This is a genomic window from Rudanella paleaurantiibacter (assembly GCF_009184635.1).
Classification (GTDB): domain Bacteria; phylum Bacteroidota; class Bacteroidia; order Cytophagales; family Spirosomataceae; genus Rudanella; species Rudanella paleaurantiibacter.
The window spans coordinates 13,071-36,502 of record NZ_WELI01000012.1 but is presented as its reverse complement, the minus strand read 5'-3'; the positions used below and the strand labels follow the sequence as shown (position 1 = coordinate 36,502).

Sequence of the window (23,432 nt, the reverse complement as noted above, 5' to 3'; positions counted from 1 at the left end):
CCAACTACTCCTGAATTAGGAGAAATAATTTTTAAAAAATTTTAACATATCTCTTTCCGGCACGAATGGCTACATAATTAAGGAGTTACGGGGTTAGGGTTTACCAGATAGGGTTTTTACCTGAACCAATTGGTAGACCATCTAACTCCGTCTAACGCCCTCCACCGACCGATGCAGGCCGGTTCATGGCTTCGGTCAAGGAGGCCAGTTTATTGCTCAGGGTAGTGATTGCCTTGCGGTAGCGGGTTTCCAGATCGGGCAGGTTTTTGGTCGATTTGAGCGAGGCTTCGTACAGAAAACCCGGCAGCATCCAGGAGGCATACCCACTGTACGGGTCCGACGATGCATACAGCGACCGGTACCAGTTGCCAAACGCCATCCCTTTCGGGTCGATAAACGATTGTTCGAGCTGTCGCAGCGTTTGGTTCAGAAGGCCCAGTTTGTCGGTCTTGTTGGTCTGAAGGTACGCCCGACGGGCGCTCTCGGCGGCTTCGGCGTTTTTCTTCAACATAGCCACATCAGCCAGCAGCGGCTCAATGCTGTAGGTGGGGGCATAGGCCCGGATGGCTTTCTCGGCAGCCCGCAAGTGGGTTTCCAGATCAGTCGCATACCGCACCACATCAAAGGGCAACAAATCAGCGTTGGCCAGCCGGGTGGTCAGGGTACCTACTACCTGCTCCATCATGGGGCCCATTTTATAGGTAGAGTCGGTGAATTTGTTGTAGAAGTACAGATCGTCGTATTGCGAATGGTAGAGCGTGGGTCCCTCCATACCGGCGCTCAGTGCGGGCATACCTACGTGCATATACGGGCCAATGTGGTCAGAGCCTCCGCCGAGGTTGCCAATGGTTGGCTCACCACTCACCACCGCCGGGGCCGACGAGCCCGTCACGCGGGCGGGGCCGACGGGGGCTTTCTGATCGAGCCAATGCTGGTACACAGTTTTGTTGGAATCGGGGTACTGCACCGATTTGGTAGCCTCAATCAATAATCCTTTCAACGAGGGCGACGCGCTGCCCCCAAATTTCCGGCCCGACACGGCCGCATCGAAGTTCATGTAGGCAACAGCTTTTTGCACCAGCTCATCGCGAAACTGTTCGCTCCACTCCGCCGAGCCAATCACGCCAAACTCTTCGGCGTCCCAGTGGGCAATCTTGATTGTTCGGCGGGGGCGTTGCCCGGCTTTTGCCTGTTTTCCGAGTGTTTCGGCCATGCTCAGCAACATGGATGTTCCCGAGTTAGGGTCGGTAGCCCCGAACGCCCAGGCATCGTAGTGGCAACCCGCAATGACCCACTCGTCGGGAAACTCGCTACCCACCAGCGTACCCACCACCTGATACACCCGCTGAATGGCTTTTTCCTGTTGCACCTTCAGGCGCACCGTTAGGTCAGGGCCTCCTTCGAGCCGGTACGTAAATGGCAAGCCACCCTGCCAGCCAGCCGGTACAGCCCGCGGGCCAGTCATGCGTTTCAGAATCTCAACGGCCGATCCGTACGGCAAGGGCGTTACCGGAATTTTGTGCAGGGCCACGTCTTTCAAATCCAGGCGTTTTACCTTGGTGGGACCGTCCAGGGGCAGGGCGGGTTCGCCGGGTGTGAGGGGATCGCCGGTGTACGGCACCGTGAGCAGCGACCCGCGCTGAATGACGCTTTCGCTGTAAAACGGCCCTTCAGGAAAGGTGAGGCCGCGCACGTAGCCCGCGTCGGCTGGGTCGGTGAAAATCAGCAGCCCGATGGCCCCGGCAGCCTCGGCATGTTGCGCTTTATACCCGCGAAAGTTGCCGCCGTACCGCGCCAGCACAATTTTACCCGCCACCGAAATACCCATAGCTTTGAGCGCTTCAAAGTCTTCTTTACGACCATAGTTGGCATACACCACAGGGGCCGTTACGTCGCCATTACCGGAGTAAGCATTCCAGCCGGGCATAATGCGGGGATCACCCGAGTACTTGTCTTCCCGAAATACAAACTCTTTGGTGTTGATAGGAACCCGTGTGGGCGTTACTACCTCAACTTCAATGGTACCGGGGCCCTTGGGCAGATAAACGTCGTGCGGGTAAATATCAACTTTCCAGCCAGCCTTCCGCATGGTCTCGGCAATGTAGTCGCGCACTTTCTCGTTTTCGGGCGAACCCGCTACGTGCGGCACACTGCACAGGCGTTCGAGGTGTTGTCTGAAACGGGCGGGGTCTTGCTGCGCCTTAAAGTCGGCTTCGATTTTGAGCTGTAGCGCCTGCCGGTCGGGCGAAAAGCCGGTCAGGGTAGCCGGGGTGTTTTGCGCCAGGGCGGTCAGCGTCAGGCCCGACAAGAGCAGGGTATGCCCTACCCGCTTTCGCAAATGCGTGGGTTGGCAGAGTAACGTTTGTAATGGAGTGATCATCGCGTTTCGGTTGTAGGAAAACGCGTTCAAAGTAGGTAAACCACCGCACGTTCACAAACCGGCGCGGCTATCAGTCCGACTCTTCGTCGCGGCTACTCGCCGAATTAGCCCCCGAATTGGGTCTACTTTTCCGCTTCCGCAGAGCCTCACTCAAGATATACTCAATTTGCCCGTTCACACTCCGAAACTCGTCCTGCGCCCAGCGTTCGAGTTCCTTCAGCGTGTCGGGATTAATCCGAAGAACAAATGCTTTTTTTTCGGTAGCCATAATTGTAAAGGAATGAGGAGTGAGGAGATAGGAGTGAGGAGGGCTAACGCACGATTATTTTCGCGCCGTCCCTCCTCACTCCTATCTCCTCACTCCTCAATACTTTAATTGTAAAGCGTTCCGGCGTTGACCACCGGGCTCACGTTTTTCTCTCCACAAAGCACCACGAGCAGGTTGCTGACCATGGCGGCTTTGCGCTCCTCGTCCAGATGCACCACGTTTTTCTGGGCCAGTCGTTCCAACGCCATCTCGACCATACCCACGGCTCCGTCCACAATCTGTTTCCGGGCAGCTACCACGGCCGACGCCTGCTGACGCTGTAGCATGGCCCCCGCAATTTCGGGGGCATAGGCCAGGTGACTGATCCGGGCCTCGATGATGGTGACACCCGCCCGCGACAGCCGCTCGTTCAGCTCGGCCTCCAGCACGTCGTTGATGCGGCCCGAATTGTCGCGCAGGGTGATTTCGGCGCTTTCGTCTTCGGTATTGTCGTAAGCGTGTGAGTTGGCTAAGTGCCGCACGGCCGCTTCCGACTGAATCTGTACAAACAGGGTGTAATCGTCTACCTCAAACAGCGCTTTGGCGGTATCGGTCACCTGCCACACCACCACGGCGGCAATATCGATGGGATTACCCATTTTGTCGTTCACCTTCAGGGTTTGCCCGTTCAGGTTGCGGGCGCGGAGGCTGATTTTCTTCTTCGAATAAAAGGGGTTCACCCATCGCAGACCATTCTGCCGCATGGTTCCGGTATAATCGCCAAAGAAAGTGGTCACTACGGCCTCGTTGGGGTTGATAACCGATAGGCCTGTCAGCAGAATAATGCCTGTCAGAAATACCAAAACCGCCAGCGTAATAAACAGCACCGGACTACTCGACTGGACGCCCGAGACAAAAATAAAGACAGGCAGAACCAGTAACAACAGGCCAACGGCCAGCAGGACATAGCCTGAAATGGAGGATAGACTTTTTTCGTTCATGGTTTAGAATTGATAGCATTTTGATAGCACAATAGTATAACACAAACAAAAACCATCGGGCGGGTTTCGGATGGGCGGCCGGGGCAAAGGGCAAGCGGTTATTAGCCTATATTTCTATTGAGTGATTAATGTTCTTGGATTGGATTATAATTTTAACCACTGCCAGTGGTCGAAGACCCTGGCAGTGGTTGATCATAAGAATCAGAAAAAGCAGTAACCATATCAGCCAATAGATATATTTTCTACACCTGCTCCAGAAATTGGCGTAGCTCCGAGTTGCGCTCCTGTGCCTCAACTACCGCCTGTTCGACATCTGCTTTGATTTGTTTAATCACAACCACCAGCCGTTGTTCCAGCGTCCGGGCGTCCTGATTGGCCTGCTCAATACGCCGTTGCACCGACCAGTCGGTCAGGAAGTTATCGAAGAAAATATCCACAAACCGAGTCAGGTTATCATCAAATTGCCAGTCGGCCTCCATAGTCCGATGCACATCGGCGTACTCGGCCTGAAACCGTTGTAGTGCCAGATTCACCCAACGCGATTGCTGCCGAACGGCGTCGAGTTTCTGGTGTTTCACCATCGACGACATAACCGAACCGGCCCACATGTCCCAATTCCCCCAACTCAGGGCTTCGTCGAGCAACTTACGCAGTTGCAGTACCTCTTCCAGCGCTTTCAAGCCGGCCGAATGAGCTTCCCGCATCTCCTGCACGTGCTTATCGGCCTGCTCAAGTGCCAACAAATGCCCTTTGTACTGCTCATAGACAGCCCCTTGCTGAACGAGTAGGAAACCTGTTTTTTGCTCGATTAGCTTGTCGTAACCCGTTTCCAGGTGCGCAAACGGTTCCAGTTTTTGGGTCAACTCATTTATGCAGCCTTTCAGATCTGTCACGTATTCACACACCGATTCATACTGACTCAGGGCCGCTTCGGCTTCGGCCTGTTCTTTGGTCAGTTGAGCCTCCCGGCGGTTGAGCAGATCGTAGTAGAGTTTGGCCCAGCTGAACCGCTGAAGCCGATCTACATCGCCCTCTTCTTTCAACAGTGTTTCGTACAGCGTACTTTGCTGCGCCTGGCGCTGCTGGAGGTCTGTTTGCAGAAGCTGAAGCTGCTTTTGCAGTACATCGCGCTCGTTACGTTGCTGAATCAGAGCGAGTAAGGCAGCTTGGTGGCTGTCGGTCCAGATCATGGTGTTGCATTGGTTAGACCTCAAAGAAACCAGCCACCTATTTGCCACAAACGGGTTTTAGGATAAGAGGTCGTTTTCGGATTTGTGTACCCCGTTTTTCTATTTCACGCGTCCTTTCCCATAATCCATTAATTTCCCCTCCTCAATACCCGTCCGACTTCCTAACTTGTCACGTCATGGAACAGACTTTACCCGACAATTATATTCAGCTTCTGGACGAACTGAAGACCGAAATACGGCAGGCCCGCTTACGAGCCACAGTGGCTGCCAACGCCGAACTATTGCGGCTTTACTGGCATATTGGCAACGCAATTCTAACTCGTCAGGACAAGGCGAAATGGGGCGACAGAGTTACTGCTCAAATCGCTACTGACTTGCAGCGTGAATTCCCAGAAATGCAGGGATTATCCCACCGCAACATTAAATACATGCGTCAGTTTGCGGCTGCCTATCCTGATTTCACAATTGGGCAACGGCCCGTTGCCCAATTGCCGTGGTCGCATCACTTAATCCTTCTGGAGAAGATAAAACAGCCAGAAACACGCCTGTTCTACATGGCAAAAGCCTCCGAACACGGCTGGTCACGGGATGTACTAAGCTTGCAAATCAAGTCGGGCCTGCACGAGCGGCAGGGCAAGGCAATTACCAATTTCGAGCATCGGTTGCCAGCCCCGCAGTCAGATTTAGCCCAGCAGTTGATTAAAGACCCGTACATATTCGATTTTCTGACCTTGCGAGAAGACTTTCAGGAGCGGGAGCTGGAAGATGCCCTCACGGGCCACATCACCCGGTTTCTACTGGAACTTGGAGCGGGGTTTGCCTATGTTGGCAAGCAATACCATCTGGAAGTGGGCGATCAGGATTTTTACCTCGACCTTCTCTTTTACCATCTGAAATTGCGCTGCTACGTTGTCATCGAATTGAAACGCGGCAAGTTCCAGCCGGAATATGCCGGAAAGCTTAACTTCTATCTGTCGGTGGTGGACGCTCAACTCAAAACCGAAGCCGATCAGCCCAGCATTGGCCTGTTAATTTGTCAGGATAAAGACCGGGTAATCGCCGAGTACGCGTTGAAAGACATCAATAAACCGATTGGCATTTCGGCCTATCAACTGACCGAAAGCATCCCGAAGAACCTGAAAGGCACGTTGCCAACCATTGAAGAGTTGGAGCGTGAGCTTCAATCAACCAGTGTTGCCACCCGAAAAAAAGGAGAGTAACACGGCAACCCTATTTTCTATTTCACGCGTCCTTTCCCATAATCCATTAATTTTGCAACTTCATTTACAGGGACATCAGGAAAATCCTGTAAATCATGGTTCATGATTTTAAGCGAACAAGAAATCCTCCGCCGAAATAAGCGCGAAGAACTGATGCGGATGGGCATTGACCCCTACCCCGCCGAACTCTTCGACGTTACACACACAACGCAGCAACTCCGCGACGCCTTCGCCAACCGCACCGGTGCCGAAACCCAGGGCGGCTACGAATCGCACCTCGATTTTTCGGACGACGCTACCTACGGGCAAATCCGTTTGGCCGGTCGGTTGATGGGCTTCCGAATTATGGGCAACGCGTCCTTCGCCGAAATGCAGGACTCGGCCGGTCGGCTTCAGCTGTACTTCCGGCGCGATGACCTCTGCCCCGGCGACGATAAAACGCTGTACAACACGGTCTTCAAAAAGCTGCTCGACATTGGCGACATTATCGGCATCGAGGGGCACGTGTTTACGACCCAAACGGGCGAGCTGTCGGTGTATGTGAAGCAGTTTAAGTTGCTGACCAAATCGCTGCGGCCTTTGCCCGTAGTGAAAGAGGTAGTGAACGAAAAAACCGGCGAGAAAGAAACGTACGATGCCTTCACCGATCCCGAACTACGCTACCGGCAGCGGTACGTGGACCTGATCGTGAATCCGCAAGTACGCGACACCTTCATCAAGCGGAGCAAACTGGTCAACTCCATCCGGCAGTACCTGACCGACAAAGGCTATCTGGAAGTGGAAACGCCTATTTTGCAGCCTATTCACGGGGGAGCTGCCGCCCGGCCGTTCATTACTCACCACAACACGCTGGACATGACGCTCTATCTGCGCATTGCCAACGAGCTGTACCTGAAGCGGTTAATCGTGGGCGGTTACGACGGTGTGTTTGAGTTTGCCAAAGACTTCCGCAACGAAGGCATGGACCGGACACACAATCCCGAGTTCACGCAGGTGGAGTTTTATGTGGCCTACAAAGACTACAATTGGATGATGGACACCATCGAAGAGATGGTGGAAAAAGTGGCTATCGACGTGACCGGTACCACCAAAGTCCCTGTTGGCCCGAACGTAATCGACTTTAAGCGCCCCTGGAAACGCCTGACCATGTTCGAGGCCATTAACGAGTTTACGGGCGTGGATGTGTCGGAGATGGACGAAGACGCCCTGCGGCAGGTAGCCGAGAGCCGGGGCATCAAAACAGATTCGTCGATGGGTAAGTCGAAGCTGATCGACGAGATTTTTGGGGAAGCCTGCGAACCAAACCTCATCCAGCCGACCTTCATCACGGATTACCCCGTCGAGATGTCGCCCCTCACCAAGAAGCACCGGAGCAAACCGGGTCTGGTGGAGCGTTTCGAGGCTATTTGCAACGGCAAAGAGATTGCCAATGCCTATTCCGAGTTGAACGACCCGCTCGATCAGCGCGCCCGTTTTGAAGAGCAACTCGAACTGGCCAAACGGGGCGACGACGAAGCGATGGCGATGGACGAGGACTTCCTGCGTGCCCTCGAATACGGGATGCCCCCCACCGCGGGCGTCGGGCTGGGTATCGACCGGCTCACGATGATTATGACCAATCAGCCGAGTATTCAGGAGGTTCTGTTCTTCCCGCAGATGCGCCCCGAAAAGAAAGCTGAGGTATCGACCGAAGCCGACTTCATCGCGGCTGGCGTACCTGCCGAATGGGTGCCTGCCATTCAGCAGCTCGGTTTCCTGACCGTAGCCCAACTGAAAGCGGCCAACCCCAACAAGCTCTTCAACGACCTGGGTGGTGCCCGCAAAAAGCTCAAAATGACCGACGTGCCAATGCCCAAAGCCGAAGAGGTAAAGACGTGGGTAGAAACAAATTGAGTGATTGAGTGAATGACTGAATGAGCGAATGAGTGATTGTTTACGATAGAAAAATTCAATCACTCATTCGCTCAATCACTCATTCACTCAATATCACCGTACCGCATTCGCTACAGGGTGCGCACTCGAAGCCCGGCGGTCAGAGAGCGAGTTGGGCGCGTTCAGATTAGCACCGTCGTCTACACCAACGCCCAGCCGGTCGACCAATTCACCCCCAAGCCAGCCCGTAACGCCCGCAATAGCAAAGGCCACAAACGACAGGCCCAAGGCCAGCATTGAAGGCAAATAACCGGGGTCATCGCGCCGGAACAGCCAACTGCCTGCAAACAGCAGCAGCACTACCACATTGCCCAGACCGTGGGCCAGCCCTACCCGCTTGGCACGGGTACCCGCCGGAATAGCTGACCAATCGATCCAGCCCGGTACAGCCGCCACCAGGCCGCCAAGCAAGCCGCCCACCAACGTCCAGAACGACACCAGCGCAAACGAAGCCGTGTCGGTGAGCAGGTACACAATATCAAAAATTACCGAGGCCGCCAGTAGCCCCAGCGGAAAAACGATCAGAATCGGATGGATGGGGTGTCCCAATACTTTTGCCTTGCTTTCCATAGTTGTTGAGTGCGTTTATGTAGCTCGATAACAGGCCCGAAGGCCGTTTGTTCGATTAACCCGCCTGCCAGTAACGGAGTGGCCAACCATTTACCCGTCCCGGTGTTTTGAGGGTAACACCCCCTATCAGGTAGTTTGCAGCTACCCGAATTGTGTCACAACGTATGAAACGCTTTTCTCAAATTCTGCCGCTTCTGAGCTTCCTGGCGCTGGCCGAGGCCTGTACCTCGTCGGGGCCCGCCGGTGGTATTTTCAAATCGACCTCACCCCACGATCAGTACGCTCGTTCGCTCACCGAAGCCCGGCTCAACCGGACTGCCCTCGGCCGCGATTGGGTAGCCGTGGGCGAACGTGCCCTGCGTGATTCACTCCGAATATCGGTGCCCTACCGCGAAAGCGGCTATTTCTCGGCCAATCGTCCGTTTGCCGTAGGGTATCAGATCAATGCCCAGCGCGGAGATCGGCTTATTATTCGGGTTGAGGTGCAGGGACAGCCCGATACGCAGGTGTTTATCGACGTATTTAGCCTCGACGAGCAGAAACGACCCGACCGGGCGGTATCAGCCAAGGCCGACACTAACGTGCTGACGTGGGAGCCCCGCCGTACTCGCCCGCACCTGATTCGAATCCAGCCCGAACTACTCCGGTCGGGGCGATACACGATTTCGGTCACGCGCGAGCCAGTGCTCAGTTTTCCGGTGCAGGGCCGCGACAGCCGACAGATCAGCAGCTATTTTGGCGTACCGCGCGACGGTGGCCGACGGCGGCACGAGGGAGTGGATATTTTCGCCCCCAGAGGTACCCCCGTTTTGGCCGGGTCTGATGGGCTTATCACGCGGGTAGGGGTCAACCAGCTGGGGGGAAACATCGTATTCCTGTCCGACGATGCCCGCAATCAGAATCTGTACTATGCCCACCTCGACCGTCCCAACGTGACCGACGGGCAACGTGTGTCAGTGGGCGATACCGTCGGGTTTGTGGGGAATACCGGCAACGCCCGCACCACGGCTCCGCACCTGCACTTCGGTATTTATACGTTTGGCGAAGGAGCCGTGGACCCGCTCCCGTATATCCGGCGGGGCACCGGCGCAGCCCGGCAAGCCTTGCTCAACCCCGACCGTCTGGGCGACTCTGTACGGGTGGGTGTCACGCGTGCGCTGGTCCGTACCAGCCCCAAACCCGACGCAGCGGTGGTCGAAGAACTCACCCGCTCGGCCCTGCTGACTCTGCTCGGCGGCACCACCGAATGGCTCCGGGTCGAACTGCCCGACAACCGGGTGGGGTACGTAGCCAACAGCACAATTGAGCGGGCGGCTAAACCGTTGCGCCGACTCACCCTACCCCGCCCCGCTCCCCTCCTCGACCGGGCGCATCCGCAGGGCGCTGTCATTGTGGAGCTGGCCAACAATACCGTAGTTGACGTACTCGGACTAACCGACACTCATCAGCTTGTCAGGCTCAGCGGGGGCCTTACAGGCTGGATCGAACGGTTCTGAACGACCTGATTAAACTACATAAAATGGCTTTTTGGCTACTTCAATGTATTTTCCAGGAAATGAAGTGTTGTGAAATGGCCTGATTTTTGCGAAACCCCTGCTCTCTTTCTCGGGTGGAGCTCTGGCCGTGACAAAAAGAATACCAGCTACCGCAAGGCCGTGTCGGGGCGGGTTTCCCAACTGGTATCAGGTGGGCTGGGCATTTGCCGGATCTGACTTCGCAGGATCTGCAATTGATTATCCTTATCGGCTAACTTCTGCCTAAGGTCCTGAATTTCGCCCTGATACTGCTGATCGCGGTTATAGGACACGTACAACAGCCCCATCAATCCCAGCAAAAGGACGATAATTGCCATTAGTAACGACCATACAACTCCACGATTACCTGATGCCATTTGGGCTTAATAAGTATGCAAGATAATGAAACCACAAGGCACAAAAAATCCCCGGTTCGGATCAACCAGGGATTCTCACAATTGGTGTTCCAAACTAAACAGAGCCATTAATACTTGAATGATTGTTCAGATTTTTCTGACCACGTATTCAAGTATTTCCACTTATCGTTGGGCTCCGTAATCTTGTCCGGCGCTCTCCGGGAAATTTTTCATGATGCTGGTCACCGTTTCGCGGAAGGCGGCATCGCGCTCACGCTCTTTCCGGCGGTTATTCAGCTGACCGGTTGCCCAGCCCTGCCAGATAATATCGTTGGTACGGGCGTCATACACATTGACCACAACCCGGTTTTCTTCATACTGGCGCGAATACACCTGGTTAGGGTAGCCCCAACCACCCCAGCCAAAACCCCAAGGACTCATGGTGTTGTTAGACTGAATCTGCTGCCGGTCGCGCGAGTCGGTAAAGAACCGCACCACCAGATCGGCCTCTCCACTTTCAACGGGTTTGTACCCGCGGCCCTTCAGCGACTGGTCGAGCGCGTCGGCAATACGACGCTGGTTGAGGTTGCTGCCCACAATGGGATCGGCGTTACGCTGCCGGTCGGCCTCAATGCGGTAGGTAGCAAACTGGCGAACGTTCACTTTGGGGTCATAATCGTAACGAACGGTAACGGCGGGTGCACAGGCAACCATCGTTCCGGCTACGAACAGACTGGCAATTATGGCTTTGATTTTCATGTTATAAACAACTTTGCTGGGTCATTAACCAACTACAAAACGAAGAAAAAGGCTCTTGTTGTATAGGTTACTTCAATAACGAAATCGGTGTTGCAGAAGTTCGGTTTTGAGGCCTAAACGCGCAAGCCTTTCAGGCCAGCAAAGTACTAACAACCAGATAATTAACTACCAGCACACAAAACACAAATTTGCACGGCTGTTAAGGGCGGCCCACTACCGGCACCGGAAACAACACCTGAAACGTGGCCCCCTCGCCCGTAACCCCTTTAGCTCTGACGTAACCGTGATGATTCTCGATTACCTTCTGCACAATAGCCAGCCCGATACCGGTACCCTCGTAGCTCGACCGGCTGTGTAATCGCTGAAATACCTGAAATATCCGGTCGGCGTGCTGCGTATCGAAACCAATCCCGTTATCGCTTACCTCAATGAGGTAATACAGGCGGTTGGCATCGGCTACAGGGGCCAAACCGTCGGTATCGCGCCCGACCACCTGATGGGCTGTAATCCGCACCACCGGCATGCCATTTGCCTTGGTGAATTTGAGCGCGTTGGCAATCAGATTCTGGAAAAGCTGCCGCAACTGTGCGGCATCGCCGTGAAGAGTCGGGAGTGGGTCGACGTGCACCGTGGCTTTTTTCTCGTCAAGTGCTCGTTCAAGGTCGCCCAACACCCCCTCAACCAGCAGATTCAGGTCGACGGGTTCGGTGGTTTCGCGTTTGGTAGCCAGCCGCGAATAGGTCAGCACATCTTTGATAAGTACCTGCATTCGGGCGGCCGCCGACTGCATCCGCCGAATCAGGTCGGCTCCGTTTTCGCCCAGTTGATCGGCATACTGAGCCTGAACAATATCACCGAAACCAACAATTTTCCGCAGCGGCTCCTGCAAATCGTGACTGGCCACATAGGCAAACTGCTCCAGATTCTGGTTTGAGCGCTGCAAGTCGCCCACCAGAGTTTCGAGTTGCTGCTGCAACTGCTTGAGCGGGGTGTAATCCGCAAAGGTTACGAGCACATCGTCGCCCGCTTTAGTGGCCATAATGTCAAACCAGGCATCAATACCATCGGTCTCGTAGTGGAAATCAAAGCGCTCCTGAAGGCCGGTTTCGTAGACACGCTGATAGGCATCAAACAAACCATTTTTCTGGTAGCCAGGAAACCACTCACTTCCGAGGCCCCCAATAAGAATGTCTGGCTCCTGTCCGATGTACGACGCCAGACGCCGATTGGCAATTCTGAACCGGAAATCGATCAGCTCATCCGCATCGTTGCGCACGGGGCTAAACAGGAAAATACCCGTTTGCGACGTATCAATCACGGTTTGTAGCTCCGCTGCGGCTTCTTCAATCCGAAGTTCCGCCTGTTTACGGCTGCTGATATCCCGCACTGATACCACTACCCCATCGCTCAGTTTAACGGCCGTAACATCGAACCATCTGTCAACCTGATCGGTCTGATGACGAACCTCCTGATGGAAAGGCTCACCGGTTTCGATGACCCGGCAGTATTGACTAAAAAGGTTCGTGCGGGCATTGGGGTACCGTTGCAGATACGTAGTCTGGTTGATGCTATAAGCCGGACTGCCAAACATTCCGTGCGCGGTTGAATTGACATGGGTGTAGCGCAGATCACAGATGGCGCCATCGGGCTCCCGAATGGCTTCAAATACCAGAATAGCGTCCTGCGATGCGTTCAGAACACCGTCGAGGAGGGTAGTCTGCCGATCTTTTTCAAGGGCTGCCTGCTTGCGTTGGGTGATATTGATGCCGGTTACCACACATCCATCGTCCAGCTTGGCCACCGCCGTTTCGTACCAGACTTGTACATCCGGGTAATAATGTTCGGTTCGGACAGGTTGCCCTGTTTCGATTACCTGAGCATACACATTGAACTGCCCGGTTGTTCGTGAGGTGGGCAAAAACTCCAGTAGTGTTTTACCAACCGGGTCGGTATCGTACGCATTCAGAACATCGCGCTGAGCGGCCGCGTTGGCCATCTTTAGCCGCAGATCGATAATCCCACCGGCATCGTCGCGTATGGCTTCGTACACAAACACGTTGTTGAGCGAATTATCGAGCACGCTCTGGAGCAGGCTTTTCTGACGCGCCACCTCGGTGTTGGCCTGTTGAATCTGGCTTATATCGTTGAACGTCGTGACAAACCCATCGTCGAATTTAGCCACCCCCACATCAAACCAGCCACCCTGCACCGGCAACTGAACCTGTAAACGCTCGGATACGCCCGTTTCGGTAACCCGACGGTACACCGCAAACAGGCCCGCTTCAACCAGGCCGGGTACGTTTGGGAGCAGCCGCTGCCCACACATATCGTGGGTAAAGCCGAATACGCGGGCGGCTTCGGAGTTGTAGCGCACGAGTGTATAATCGACAATCTCGCCCTCCTCACGGATAGCCTCGAACGCAGCCACCCCACTGAGCGACGCGTTCATGATACTGTCGAGCTGTAGCCGCTGTTGCTCGTTGAGCAAGGCGCTTTCTTTACCCTCCGTAATGTCGTTGAATGTAATCACGAAGCCGTTACCCAGCTTCACCACCACCATATCGTACCAAAACAGCCGGTCGCCCGCCGGAAAAGGCGTCTCGAACCGAATGGGCTGCCCGGTTTCCACCACCCGCACAAACTTGTCGAACAGTCCCGATTCTTTCACGCCCGGAATCTGCTCGATCATGGGCTTCCCCACCACGTTTTCCGACAAACTGAGCATCTGCCGGGCCGCGTTGTTGAGCCGCACAAACCGGAAATCGGTGATGGTGCCCTGTTCATCTGTCATGGCCTCGTAGGTGATTATACCATTGAGCGAGGCCTCCAGAATACCGCTGAGCAGATCGGTGAGGCTGAGCGATTGGCCGGGGCCGGTTTGCGCCACCTCTTTGATCAATACCAGCACCCCGTCGCCCAGGCGGCTTCGGGTAACCCGCACAATCTGATGAAGGCCCGGATGCAGCAAATCGAACTCTTCTACCTCACCCGTTTGCAAAAGGGACGCGTGCTGTCGAAATAAGGCCTGAAACGTAGCCTGCCGCACCGGCTCGTCGCCCAGCAGTTGCGACCCCCATTCGGCCTGAAACAAGCCTTCTGCGATTAATTTACCTCCCTTTTCATTACCCGCCGTTATCCGAAAATCGAGCAGTTGGTGTCCGCCATCCCGAACGGCTTCCAGGTACACGGCAGCGTCGGAGATGGCATCAAAAAATTGGGTAAGCAGCAAACGGGCGGGCAGGTTAGGCGTCATCGGTTGAGTAGAACTGGCGGTAAAGGAACCCTAAATTACGATAAAACAGGTAAGGACACGGTAAGCTACCGGTATTAGGTTACTTCTGGTAGCGTTAGTCAGCGTCGATGATCATGCGGCATCAACCGTCAGCCGGTGCGATTGCCCGCCCGAATCACTACTTTTGTCCCGAAAGACGACTCCCAATCGGGTACGAGTAACCACTACCGATCGGTGCTTACCATTTGCCAATGGCCAAAAAACCAAAATTTTATGTTGTCTGGCGCGGACGACAAACCGGCGTTTTCGATTCGTGGGACGAGTGTAAGGCGCAAACCCACGGCTTCGATAAAGCGCTGTACAAATCGTTTGACAGCAAAGCCGAAGCCCTGAAAGCCTTTCGCGATAAACCCCACGAACACATTGGGGCAAGCCCCGGTACGGCCAAAAAGACCCCGAACCGTCTGTTTGTGGGCGAGCCCAACGCCGATAGCCTCGTGGTGGATGCGGCCTGGAACACCGCCACCGGCGACATGGAATATCAGGGCATTTACCTGGCCACCCGCCAACGGCTGTTTCTGATGGGCCCCTACGCCAACGGCACCAACAACATCGGTGAGTTTCTGGCCATTGTGCATGCGTTGGCCCTGCTTCATCAGAAAGGCAGCAACATTCCGGTTTACTCCGACTCGCGCACGGCCATCAGCTGGGTTCAGAAGAAAAAAGCAAATACCAAGCTCGATCCTACTCCGCATAATGCCGTTCTGTTTGAGCTGATCCGCCGGGCCGAAACCTGGTTAAAAACACATGTCTTTGCCAATCCGATTCTGAAATGGGAAACGCAGTACTGGGGCGAAAACCCCGCCGATTTTGGCCGCAAATAAGCCGGTGGACGGGGTATCTGCTGTATGCACTGACTCCGCTTGTGGCAGTCGGCCACGGGTCTGCGGCCCCCTTGTTACCTACTTCGTCCGTGTCTGATTCGCTCACCCAATACATCCAGAGCCTACCCGCTTCGGTGCGGGTGAGTGTGGCGCTTGAAACCCTCGCCGATAGCAGCGTGCGCCTGTACCACCGGGCCGACGAGCGGGTGCCCGCAGCCAGCCTGATCAAAGTACCGATTATGGTTGAAGCGATGGTAGCCGAAATTGAGGGCCGCATCAATCTCGACGAGATACACATTCTGCTCGATTCGGAAAAAGTAGGCGGGTCGGGCGTGTTGAAAGACTACCCCAACCGGAGCCGAATCAGCTACCGCGACCTGGTGCGGCTGATGATTACCAGCAGTGATAATACCGCCACCAATATTCTGATTGGCGACCTGAGCCCCGAAGCGATCAACGCTCGTATGCGCGCCCTCGGCCTGCCCCAAACCGGACTTAACCGGGTCATGATGGATACCCTTGCAGCCAGGCAAGGCCGCGAGAATGTGGTTACAGCCCGCGAGATGAACCATCTGCTCATCCAGATTTACCGGCATCGGGTGGCGACTCCCGCTTTGTGTGAGCAAATGCTCGATTTTCTGAAAGCCAACGAAGACACGCTCACTATACCCAGTCGGCTGCCTCGTCAACCGGGTGGCCGGCCATTAGTGGTGGCCCACAAAACAGGCACATTATCCTACGTTAGGGCCGATATGGGTATCGTTTATGGACCTCGCCCGTTTGTGCTATCAGTTTTAGTCGAGGGGGCAGACTCCGAAGCCGCTGGCGAAGCCATTATTGCCCAAATAGCTCGATTAGCCTATTCAACAATTCACAATAATTAGTTATAAGTACTCATTTAATATAGTTATTTTTGACTATAAATGACATTATTTTGAGAATATTGCCACTTTACGCCTTTGTTTGCACAAATGAATTTCTAATCTGAATTTAATTCTATTACATTTATAACGTAAATCTGTTTAGGTCCTATATCCATAGGCTTTATCTGATATATTCTTTTATTCATAGTTACAGGCATATGGCACTAAATACCAACGTTCTGGTTAGAAACAATGTCCAGATCAAAGGGAACGTAGCGGCTGATCGTACATTGGTGTTTGCACATGGTTTTGGCACCGATCAGTCTGCCTGGAGCGGTGTTTGGCCAGCCTTTGCCGATACCCATCGTATTGTTCTGTTCGACTATGTAGGTGCCAATGAGACCACAGTAGCTCAGTTTAAGCCTGAACGCTATAAAACACTCTACGCATTTGCCGACGACCTCCTCGATATTCTCGAGGCACTCAACCTGACCCAGGTCGATCTGATTGGGCATTCAGTAGGTGGCACTACCGGTATGCTGGCCGCCATTCAGGAACCCGAACGGTTTAGCCGACTGGTACTGATGGGGTCGTCGCCCCGATACCTCAACGATGAGGGCTATACGGGTGGGTTCACGGAACAGGATCTCAATGCTTTGTTTGCCCAGATGAAGGGCAACTATTACGGGTGGGTGAGTGGCTTCGCGCCGTTTATTGCCCGAAATCCGGATAACCCCCACGTGGCTGACCAGTTTGCGCAAACTCTGGCAGCCATGCGCCCCGATGTGGGCCTTTCTATTGCCCGGACTATTTTCGAGTCAGATTATCGGGCCGTATTGGCCAATGTGCCACACCCGGTGCTAGTTATTCAGCCTGAGCACGACTCTGCCGTTCCTAAGCCCGTGGGGGAGTACTTTGCTCAACGCTTGCCCAACGCACAGCTTATTGTTTTACCCACAGAAGGACATTTGCCACACTTAAGCCATCCCGAGCTGGTTGTGAATGCTATTCGTCCCTTCCTCCAACACGTTCCTGTTGATGGATTGGAGCCTGTTTAACCGCTTTCAGGAAGTAGCCTCCCACGAGATTGGGCCACGGTTATTACCAGCATTAGCCGAGGTAATTGTCGATTACCTCCAGGCCGACGGCTGCTGTATTGTTCAGGAACGCGACGAGTCGATGGCGACTTCGTTACTGGAATACCCGACAGCATCGGGGGCAATTCTGTTCGATCCCGACCAACTGAGCAGCCTGACCCAGGAAAAACCGTTCTTTTTTCAGAGCCAATTCACGGCCCGGCGGCCGTTACGCCCATTGTTGGGTAAATTCGGACAGATTGCGGGCCTCCGGCTCGACAATTATAGTCTCAAAGGCTGGATTGTTATCGGCTGGTGTACAACCCGTTCACTCGATGGCATACCGCTTGAAGCCTCGCTTCAGTTATTTGCGGACAAAGTACTGGTCAACTACCTGTCGTTGCAGCGAATAGCCCTCGAACAACAGTACCGGTTTCTGTTTGCCACCGTGCCGCAGGCTATTGTCCGCATCAACGAAAACGACAATACAAGCTGGGTAAATCCGGCCGCCCTCGATTTACTTCAGCTCGACCCCGACAACCTGTACCCCTCGGCTGCCGAAGTCTCGCAGGGTATGATGCGGCTCCGCAGTGAAGCCATTAACCAGCAGGAGGTAAACCGCCGGGCGGGTGAGCTGATCCAAAACCCAAACGCCGAAATCTCAAACTGGCTATGGGCCTTTCCTGACCGGGCCCTGAGCGTGTTGTCGCGCCCGATTCGTTCGCCCTACTTTAATGGGCGTATCTGGCTATTCAACGACGTTTCGGAACTATACCGCTCGAACCTCCAACTAGCCGACCAGCAAAACGAACTTCTGTCGAAAAACGACCAGTTGCAGGCCGCCAACCGCGAAATCGAAAGTCTTATCAGCGTAATTGCGCACGACCTGAAATCGCCCCTGGCTACGCTCAGTTTTGTGCTCAATTTCATTACCATGTCGGGCGAGCTGAACGAGCAGCAACTCGAAAACGTACAGTACGGCCAGAAAACCGTTACGAAGGGCATGAACCTGATCGAGAGCATTGTGTACTACAACCGGCTTATCAGCCGCGATGAGGACGTGCAACTGATGGAGGTAGAGCTGAATGATCTGCTGGCTATTGTCGTCGACGGTTTCCGGGGGGCGGCTATTCAGAAGAACATCGAACTGGCACTGAACACCCCCTCCTCATCGCCAGTGCTCCGCACCGACCCCGAATCGCTGGTGCGCGTGCTGGACAACCTCATCAGCAATGCGTTGAAGTTTTCAGACTTTGGCAAAAAGGTGCAGGTCGACGCATACGCCCACCATGAGAGCCTGATTGTGAGTATTCAGGATCAGGGGCCCGGTATTTCGCCCGAAGACCGCCCCAAGCTCTTTAAACGATTCCAGCGGCTAACGGCGCAGCCCACCAACAACGAAAACTCGTCGGGTTTGGGGTTGTCAATCGTCAAAGCTCTCACAGAAAAAATTGGCGCGCAAATCGCCGTAGAAAGCGAATTAGGTCAGGGTACAACCTTCCAGATCGTTTTCCCGGCGCACCTGTTCAGCCTGTTGCCCACGCCTGAGTCGGCCGAGCGGCACACGTAGACGGTTGGATTACTGACGCGTAAGCGTGATAATGTACGTTGTTTTTTCGGGGGCCCCACCCGGATTAATGTCACGTTGCGCTCTTAACTGCATGGAACCTCCCAGGGTGGTTTTGGTAGCCACTGTCTGCGTGTTAGTGGCATCGGTCAGGGTAACGGTCGTACCGGTCTCGGTGTATTTGGCACCGGCAAACAACAACTGCAACACCTGCTGCGAGATGGGGGCCGACGCGCAGGAAGCCGGGCGGTCGTACGAGATTGTACCATCGGTTTTAAACGACACCACAATATCGGCCAGACAGGTTTCGCCCAGAAACTTCAGCGCAGCCGCCAGGTCAGTCACACCCTGAAACGCCGGATCCACACTTAGTCCGGCTATTTTCCAGTTTCCCTGAATAGTGGCGGAGGTAAGTTCGGGTTCAGGTTTGGCTTTCTGGCAACTATCGAGGCCAACGATACCAACTGACAAGAGAATAACCCAAAGGAAGCGGGAGAAGCGAATCATACGTAAAATACAAAACCGTGTTTGTGTCCAAACGCCCAAACGGGCAGCAATCGTGTGGGCGTGGGTGTTTCTCTGCGCAACCGGGCTACCCAATTACGCGGGGCCCCTGCCGGTTGATTTCCGATACGTAGGCCTCGCTTGTGATGCCTACCGCCAGAAACGCCTGCTGCATGGCCTGCCCTACGCGCTCGGCCGTGGCCAAATCGCGGCACAGGGCAAACATCGACGGCCCCGAACCCGAAATGCTGCACCCCAGCGCACCGCTGTCGAGCGCGGCCTGTTTGACTTCGCCAAACTGCGGAATCAGAATCGACCGTACGGGCTCAATAATCACGTCGACCATCGACCGGCTAATCAGGTCATAATCCGGTTTGAGCAAACCGGCCACCAGCCCAGCTACGTTGCCCATCTGGGTAATCGCGTTTTTGAGCGACACTTCGTTTTTCAGAATAAACCGGGCGTCTTTGGTATTGACCTCAATATCAGGGTGTACGAGCGTAGCAAACATACCCGCCGGGGTATCGAGCTTGATAACGTCCAGCGGGCTATAACTCCGCACTACCACAAACCCACCCAGCAGCGACGGCCCTACGTTGTCGGCATGAGCCGACCCGCAGGCAATCCGTTCGCCTTCCATGGCAAATGGCAGCAGCTCGATAGTCTGCAACGGCCGGCCCAGTAGTTCGTTGATGGCAAACACCCCCGCCACGGCCGAGGCCGCGCTGGAGCCCAGCCCACTCCCCAGCGGCATTTGCTTGGTGAGTAGTACATCCACCCCTATGTCGGTGCGGTCGATGTGCTGCAGGAAACGCTGGATTGAAATACCGGCTGTGTTACGGGCGGCTTCGCGAGGCAGCCGGCCCCCATCGCCAATAATATCGGTAATGCGAACACCGGGCGTATCGCGCCGGGTTAGTTCAACCACATCGCCGGGGCTGTCCACAGCAAACCCGAAAATATCGAAACCACAGGCCACATTGGCCACCGTTGCAGGGGCAAAAACGCTGATTTTTTCCACGTTGTAAGCAAAAAGGAGGAAAGGGAGAAGGCAGGAAAGGGAGAAGGCTTCAACACTTCTCGTTTCTCACTCCTCTCTCCTACCTTCTAAATTATATTCATCGTTTGTTCTTTGATCTTTTCCAGCTCGTCTTTCATCTGAACGACCAGCCGCTGAATGGCCGAATCATTGGCTTTAGAGCCAATGGTGTTGATTTCACGACCAATTTCCTGTGCGATGAAGTTTAATTTTTTGCCGTTGGCCTCCTCGGTGTTCAGCACTTCCATGAAGTACTGCAAGTGGTTTTTCAGCCGGACTTTTTCTTCCGAAATGTCGAATTTCTCGACGTAATAGACCAGTTCCTGCTCAAAGCGGTTCCGGTCGAACTCTTCATTACCCAACAGCTCAACCACCGAGGCCCGCATGCGTTCGCGGACGGCCGGAATTCGGCGACCATCCTGCTCCTCCACCTCCGCCAGCCGGGCCGTGATAGACCCGATATATTCGTTGAACTTACCTTCGAGCGAGGCTCCCTCCTGCCGCCGAAACGCATCGCACTTCTGGATGGCCTGACTAATGGCCTGCTGCACCAGCAGCCAATCGCTGGCTCCAGCTTCGGGGTCGGGCAGTTCGGCCGTGTAGGCATTGGGTTGCGACAGGGCCAGCTTCAGTACATCGGCATCGGGTACGCTCATGAGCATACTGTTGGCCGTTTCCCGAATGTCCTGCGCATACGCCCCTACCAGCGTCCGGTTGATTACCATGCCCGACCGAACTTCGCCGGTGCGGGTGTAGTTGATCGACAGCTCCACTTTCCCCCGTTCCAGTTGTTGCGTCAGCTGGTTTCGGATTTCAATTTCTTTGTCCGAAAACTGGCGGGGTAACCGACAGAATATGTCCAGAAACTTAGAATTGAGGGTTTTTACTTCGGCGGTTACTGTCAGATTATTGCTTTCGACGGTAGCATTGCCGAAGCCAGTCATGGATTTGAGCATAAAAAAGAGTTTGCAGTTTAGAGTTTACAGTTTAGAGTTTTGCCTTACTAGTTCACCACTTTAGGTGGCTCAACCACGCAGCGGTAATCGCTGAAAACAGAAAACTGCCAACTGTAAACCTTATTTTTTTAACGCGTTAGCTTCGGTTTCTTTGTATTCTTTGCGTCGGCGGGCTACGTCGCAGGCCAGGTAAATGGCCTGAATCATCGATGTTTCGTCGGCAATGTTCTTACCAGCAATATCGTAGGCCGTACCGTGATCGGGCGAGGTGCGCACAATAGGCAGCCCGGCCGTAAAGTTGACCCCTTCTTCAAACGCAATGGCCTTGAACGGAATCAGACCCTGATCGTGGTACATGGCCAGCACAGCGTCGTATTTGCGGTAGCTGCGGGTACCGAAAAACCCGTCGGCCGGGAACGGGCCATACACCAGTTCCCCTTTTTTACGCCAGTCTTCAATCACGGGGCTGATGGTCTCGGTTTCTTCATTCCCGAGCAGGCCGTTTTCGCCCGCGTGTGGGTTGAGTCCCAGCACCGCAATGCGCGGCTTGGCAATACCAAAGTCCTGCCGCAACGACTGCATCATCATGGTCAGTTTCTGGCTGATGGCATTACGAGTCACGTTCTGGCGTACTCGTCCGAGCGGCACGTGGCCCGTAACGACACCAACCCGCAGCGACTCGCCCACCATAAACATCAGATCGTCGGGCACGCCAAAGGCTTCGGCCAGATATTCGGTATGGCCGGGGAATTTAAAAGCCTCCGACTGCATGTTGTGCTTGTTGATCGGCCCGGTAACGAGGGCATCGAGCTTACCCGCTTTCAGGTCGTCGACAGCCCGCTGCAAACAGGCAAAAGCCGCCTGTCCGGCTTCGGGCGTCACCTTACCGGGCTGAATTTCGTACACAGCCGGAGCCCCGGAGGGTACCGGGGTAGGTGCGGGTGCAGCTTCGACCTGTACCACCGTTACCACATCGGCCGTTGCCACGTCGGCCGTTACGCCTTCTGTAGAGGTCTCTCCACCGGGCGTTGCATTCTCGGCTACGGCGGCCTGCTCATTGGTAACCGAAACGGGCTGCTCACTGGCAGGTGCTTCGGGAGCCGGGCCAGCTTGCGGAGCCGGGTTTGGCCGACCACTGTCGTTCCAGCACGTAATAACGTTGGTCATTTTATGGCTTGCCTGCCCTACATGCTGAATCCCGTTGAGGTTCCAGTCTTTCAGGTTCAGCAGGTTGCGGTACCGGTTCAGCACCCGCATAGAGCCGTAAATCACCACCGTACACAGACGCTGCATCTGATTGTATTTCAGCGCCTTCAGGATTACTTCCGGGCCAATGCCGTTGTAGTCGCCGAGAGAGATACCCACCACCAGTCGGTCTTCGGGTGCCACATCGGCCCCGCGCCCAGCCAGGTCACTGATTTTACGCTCGCCAAGGCGCGATTCGCCCGGACGCAGATCGCTGGGGCGGAGCTCGTCTTCACGGGTCCACTCCTGAATGAGGGGTTCTTCCCGCGAGGGGCGCTCCCGCTCAGGCTCGCGCTGCTCCCGATCCCGGTCACGATTTCGATCCCGATCGCGGTTCCGATCCCGGTCGCGGCCATTAGGTTGTTGCTGCTGCTGGCGGCCCTCCTGACGGCCACCTTCAGCACGGTTTTCGTTGTCGCGGCCTCCACCATTTTGTCGGCCCGCGTCAGGGCGGCCCGCGTCAGATCGACCACCTTCGGAGCGGTTGCCTTCAGAGCGGCCTGTATCCTGGCGATTATCCTGGCGATTGCTTTCCTGACGGCCGCCTTCCGAGCGATTTCCTTCGGAGCGGCCTGCATCCTGGCGGTCGTTCTGCCGCTGATTGCGGTTGCCCTCCTGCCGATTGTTGGGGCGCTCGGGGCGGGGATTTTCAGGACGGGGAGCCGGGGTGGTTTCGGTTTCTCCGGCTGGCGTACGGTTAACGGGCCCGGTGGTGTTATCCTCAGGCTCGTCGTCTACATACGCCATAATTTCTTCGGGCTTAGTCGATGGGGTGCGGTCTTCTCGCGGCCCACCCGACCGGTTGCCCCGGTTACGGTGGCGGTTTCGGTTCCGGCGGTCGTTATGTCTATCGTTGCGCTTTTCAGGCTGACGCTCTTCCATAGTTGGAATCAGTTA

19 protein-coding genes are annotated in these 23,432 nt (G+C 54.9%); 7 read left to right on the top strand and 12 right to left on the bottom strand.

The window, feature by feature from the left end:
* Nucleotides 1-151: 151 nt before the first annotated feature.
* The 4 genes from F5984_RS22640 to F5984_RS22625 form a co-directional block, all read right to left on the bottom strand.
* Entirely contained in the window at nt 152-2,380 is a 2,229-nt protein-coding gene (locus F5984_RS22640) for a M28 family peptidase (RefSeq protein ID WP_246169289.1), read from the bottom strand.
* A 70-nt stretch (nt 2,381-2,450) separates the two neighbouring features.
* The gene (locus tag F5984_RS22635) at nt 2,451-2,648 is read right to left on the bottom strand and encodes a ribbon-helix-helix domain-containing protein (protein WP_152126501.1); all 198 of its coding nucleotides are present in this window, start codon (nt 2,646-2,648) and stop codon (nt 2,451-2,453) included.
* 104 nt (nt 2,649-2,752) lie between these two features.
* The gene (locus F5984_RS22630; RefSeq protein WP_152126500.1) at nt 2,753-3,628 is read right to left on the bottom strand and encodes an SPFH domain-containing protein; all 876 of its coding nucleotides are present in this window, start codon (nt 3,626-3,628) and stop codon (nt 2,753-2,755) included.
* A 242-nt stretch (nt 3,629-3,870) separates the two neighbouring features.
* Complete coding sequence (locus F5984_RS22625) at nt 3,871-4,818, bottom strand: hypothetical protein (RefSeq protein WP_152126499.1); 948 nt, start codon at nt 4,816-4,818, stop codon at nt 3,871-3,873.
* Nucleotides 4,819-4,994: 176 nt separating this feature from the next.
* Between F5984_RS22625 and F5984_RS22620 the strand changes: the two genes are divergently transcribed.
* Nucleotides 4,995-6,038: a PDDEXK nuclease domain-containing protein gene (locus F5984_RS22620; protein WP_152126498.1), complete on the top strand. Its 1,044-nt coding sequence runs from the start codon at nt 4,995-4,997 to the stop codon at nt 6,036-6,038.
* A gap of 102 nt (nt 6,039-6,140) precedes the next feature.
* On the top strand, nt 6,141-7,931 hold the full coding sequence (lysS, locus tag F5984_RS22615) for a lysine--tRNA ligase (protein WP_152126497.1): 1,791 nt from the start codon (nt 6,141-6,143) through the stop codon (nt 7,929-7,931).
* Between the two features lie 93 nt (nt 7,932-8,024).
* Here the strand turns inward: lysS and F5984_RS22610 are convergent, their stop codons facing one another.
* Nucleotides 8,025-8,540: a DUF2231 domain-containing protein gene (locus F5984_RS22610; RefSeq protein WP_152126496.1), complete on the bottom strand. Its 516-nt coding sequence runs from the start codon at nt 8,538-8,540 to the stop codon at nt 8,025-8,027.
* Between the two features lie 164 nt (nt 8,541-8,704).
* On the opposite strand from F5984_RS22610, the gene F5984_RS22605 reads away from it, so the two are divergent.
* Entirely contained in the window at nt 8,705-10,036 is a 1,332-nt protein-coding gene (locus F5984_RS22605) for a M23 family metallopeptidase (RefSeq protein ID WP_152126495.1), read from the top strand.
* A gap of 146 nt (nt 10,037-10,182) precedes the next feature.
* Here F5984_RS22605 and F5984_RS22600 read toward each other — a convergent pair whose 3' ends face one another.
* From F5984_RS22600 to F5984_RS22590, 3 genes are all read right to left on the bottom strand, one after another.
* A complete protein-coding gene (locus F5984_RS22600; protein WP_152126494.1) occupies nt 10,183-10,392 on the bottom strand; it encodes a hypothetical protein in 210 nt (69 codons plus the stop codon).
* A 201-nt stretch (nt 10,393-10,593) separates the two neighbouring features.
* Complete coding sequence (locus tag F5984_RS22595; RefSeq protein ID WP_019988297.1) at nt 10,594-11,169, bottom strand: DUF4136 domain-containing protein; 576 nt, start codon at nt 11,167-11,169, stop codon at nt 10,594-10,596.
* A gap of 199 nt (nt 11,170-11,368) precedes the next feature.
* The gene (locus F5984_RS22590; protein WP_152126493.1) at nt 11,369-14,422 is read right to left on the bottom strand and encodes a PAS domain-containing sensor histidine kinase; all 3,054 of its coding nucleotides are present in this window, start codon (nt 14,420-14,422) and stop codon (nt 11,369-11,371) included.
* 230 nt (nt 14,423-14,652) lie between these two features.
* Between F5984_RS22590 and F5984_RS22585 the strand changes: the two genes are divergently transcribed.
* From F5984_RS22585 to F5984_RS22570, 4 genes are all read left to right on the top strand, one after another.
* Nucleotides 14,653-15,285, top strand: a complete 633-nt coding sequence (locus tag F5984_RS22585; protein ID WP_152126492.1) for a ribonuclease H1 domain-containing protein — start codon at nt 14,653-14,655, stop codon at nt 15,283-15,285.
* Nucleotides 15,234-16,169 (top strand): serine hydrolase, encoded by a 936-nt coding sequence (locus tag F5984_RS22580; protein ID WP_246169287.1) that lies wholly within the window; start codon nt 15,234-15,236, stop codon nt 16,167-16,169. The genes F5984_RS22585 and F5984_RS22580 overlap by 52 nt, the downstream gene beginning before the upstream one ends.
* 197 nt (nt 16,170-16,366) lie before the next feature.
* On the top strand, nt 16,367-17,206 hold the full coding sequence (locus tag F5984_RS22575) for an alpha/beta fold hydrolase (RefSeq protein WP_246169284.1): 840 nt from the start codon (nt 16,367-16,369) through the stop codon (nt 17,204-17,206).
* Nucleotides 17,151-18,794 (top strand): sensor histidine kinase, encoded by a 1,644-nt coding sequence (locus tag F5984_RS22570; protein ID WP_152126490.1) that lies wholly within the window; start codon nt 17,151-17,153, stop codon nt 18,792-18,794. Before F5984_RS22575 ends, F5984_RS22570 begins: the two co-directional genes overlap by 56 nt.
* A gap of 9 nt (nt 18,795-18,803) precedes the next feature.
* Here the strand turns inward: F5984_RS22570 and F5984_RS22565 are convergent, their stop codons facing one another.
* The 4 genes from F5984_RS22565 to pdxA form a co-directional block, all read right to left on the bottom strand.
* Complete coding sequence (locus tag F5984_RS22565) at nt 18,804-19,298, bottom strand: hypothetical protein (protein ID WP_152126489.1); 495 nt, start codon at nt 19,296-19,298, stop codon at nt 18,804-18,806.
* 85 nt (nt 19,299-19,383) lie between these two features.
* Nucleotides 19,384-20,316 (bottom strand): homoserine kinase, encoded by a 933-nt coding sequence (locus F5984_RS22560; RefSeq protein ID WP_152126488.1) that lies wholly within the window; start codon nt 20,314-20,316, stop codon nt 19,384-19,386.
* A gap of 86 nt (nt 20,317-20,402) precedes the next feature.
* Nucleotides 20,403-21,290 (bottom strand): YicC/YloC family endoribonuclease, encoded by an 888-nt coding sequence (locus tag F5984_RS22555; RefSeq protein WP_152126487.1) that lies wholly within the window; start codon nt 21,288-21,290, stop codon nt 20,403-20,405.
* Nucleotides 21,291-21,410: 120 nt separating this feature from the next.
* Complete coding sequence (gene pdxA / locus F5984_RS26985) at nt 21,411-23,417, bottom strand: 4-hydroxythreonine-4-phosphate dehydrogenase PdxA (RefSeq protein ID WP_152126486.1); 2,007 nt, start codon at nt 23,415-23,417, stop codon at nt 21,411-21,413.
* Nucleotides 23,418-23,432: the final 15 nt, after the last annotated feature.

Bases quoted from the DNA above. Each gene is read 5' to 3' on its own strand.
- pdxA (WP_152126486.1), bottom strand. From the start codon at position 23,417: ATGGAAGAGCGTCAGCCTGAAAAGCGCAACGATAGACATAACGACCGC.
- F5984_RS22580 (WP_246169287.1), top strand. From the start codon at position 15,234: ATGGGAAACGCAGTACTGGGGCGAAAACCCCGCCGATTTTGGCCGCAA.
- F5984_RS22635 (WP_152126501.1), bottom strand. From the start codon at position 2,648: ATGGCTACCGAAAAAAAAGCATTTGTTCTTCGGATTAATCCCGACACG.
- F5984_RS22605 (WP_152126495.1), top strand. From the start codon at position 8,705: ATGAAACGCTTTTCTCAAATTCTGCCGCTTCTGAGCTTCCTGGCGCTG.
- F5984_RS22590 (WP_152126493.1), bottom strand. From the start codon at position 14,422: ATGACGCCTAACCTGCCCGCCCGTTTGCTGCTTACCCAATTTTTTGAT.
- lysS (WP_152126497.1), top strand. From the start codon at position 6,141: ATGATTTTAAGCGAACAAGAAATCCTCCGCCGAAATAAGCGCGAAGAA.
- F5984_RS22595 (WP_019988297.1), bottom strand. From the start codon at position 11,169: ATGAAAATCAAAGCCATAATTGCCAGTCTGTTCGTAGCCGGAACGATG.
- F5984_RS22625 (WP_152126499.1), bottom strand. From the start codon at position 4,818: ATGATCTGGACCGACAGCCACCAAGCTGCCTTACTCGCTCTGATTCAG.
- F5984_RS22575 (WP_246169284.1), top strand. From the start codon at position 16,367: ATGGCACTAAATACCAACGTTCTGGTTAGAAACAATGTCCAGATCAAA.
- F5984_RS22555 (WP_152126487.1), bottom strand. From the start codon at position 21,290: ATGCTCAAATCCATGACTGGCTTCGGCAATGCTACCGTCGAAAGCAAT.
- F5984_RS22585 (WP_152126492.1), top strand. From the start codon at position 14,653: ATGGCCAAAAAACCAAAATTTTATGTTGTCTGGCGCGGACGACAAACC.
- F5984_RS22630 (WP_152126500.1), bottom strand. From the start codon at position 3,628: ATGAACGAAAAAAGTCTATCCTCCATTTCAGGCTATGTCCTGCTGGCC.
- F5984_RS22565 (WP_152126489.1), bottom strand. From the start codon at position 19,298: ATGATTCGCTTCTCCCGCTTCCTTTGGGTTATTCTCTTGTCAGTTGGT.
- F5984_RS22610 (WP_152126496.1), bottom strand. From the start codon at position 8,540: ATGGAAAGCAAGGCAAAAGTATTGGGACACCCCATCCATCCGATTCTG.
- F5984_RS22620 (WP_152126498.1), top strand. From the start codon at position 4,995: ATGGAACAGACTTTACCCGACAATTATATTCAGCTTCTGGACGAACTG.
- F5984_RS22600 (WP_152126494.1), bottom strand. From the start codon at position 10,392: ATGGCAATTATCGTCCTTTTGCTGGGATTGATGGGGCTGTTGTACGTG.
- F5984_RS22570 (WP_152126490.1), top strand. From the start codon at position 17,151: ATGCTATTCGTCCCTTCCTCCAACACGTTCCTGTTGATGGATTGGAGC.
- F5984_RS22640 (WP_246169289.1), bottom strand. From the start codon at position 2,380: ATGATCACTCCATTACAAACGTTACTCTGCCAACCCACGCATTTGCGA.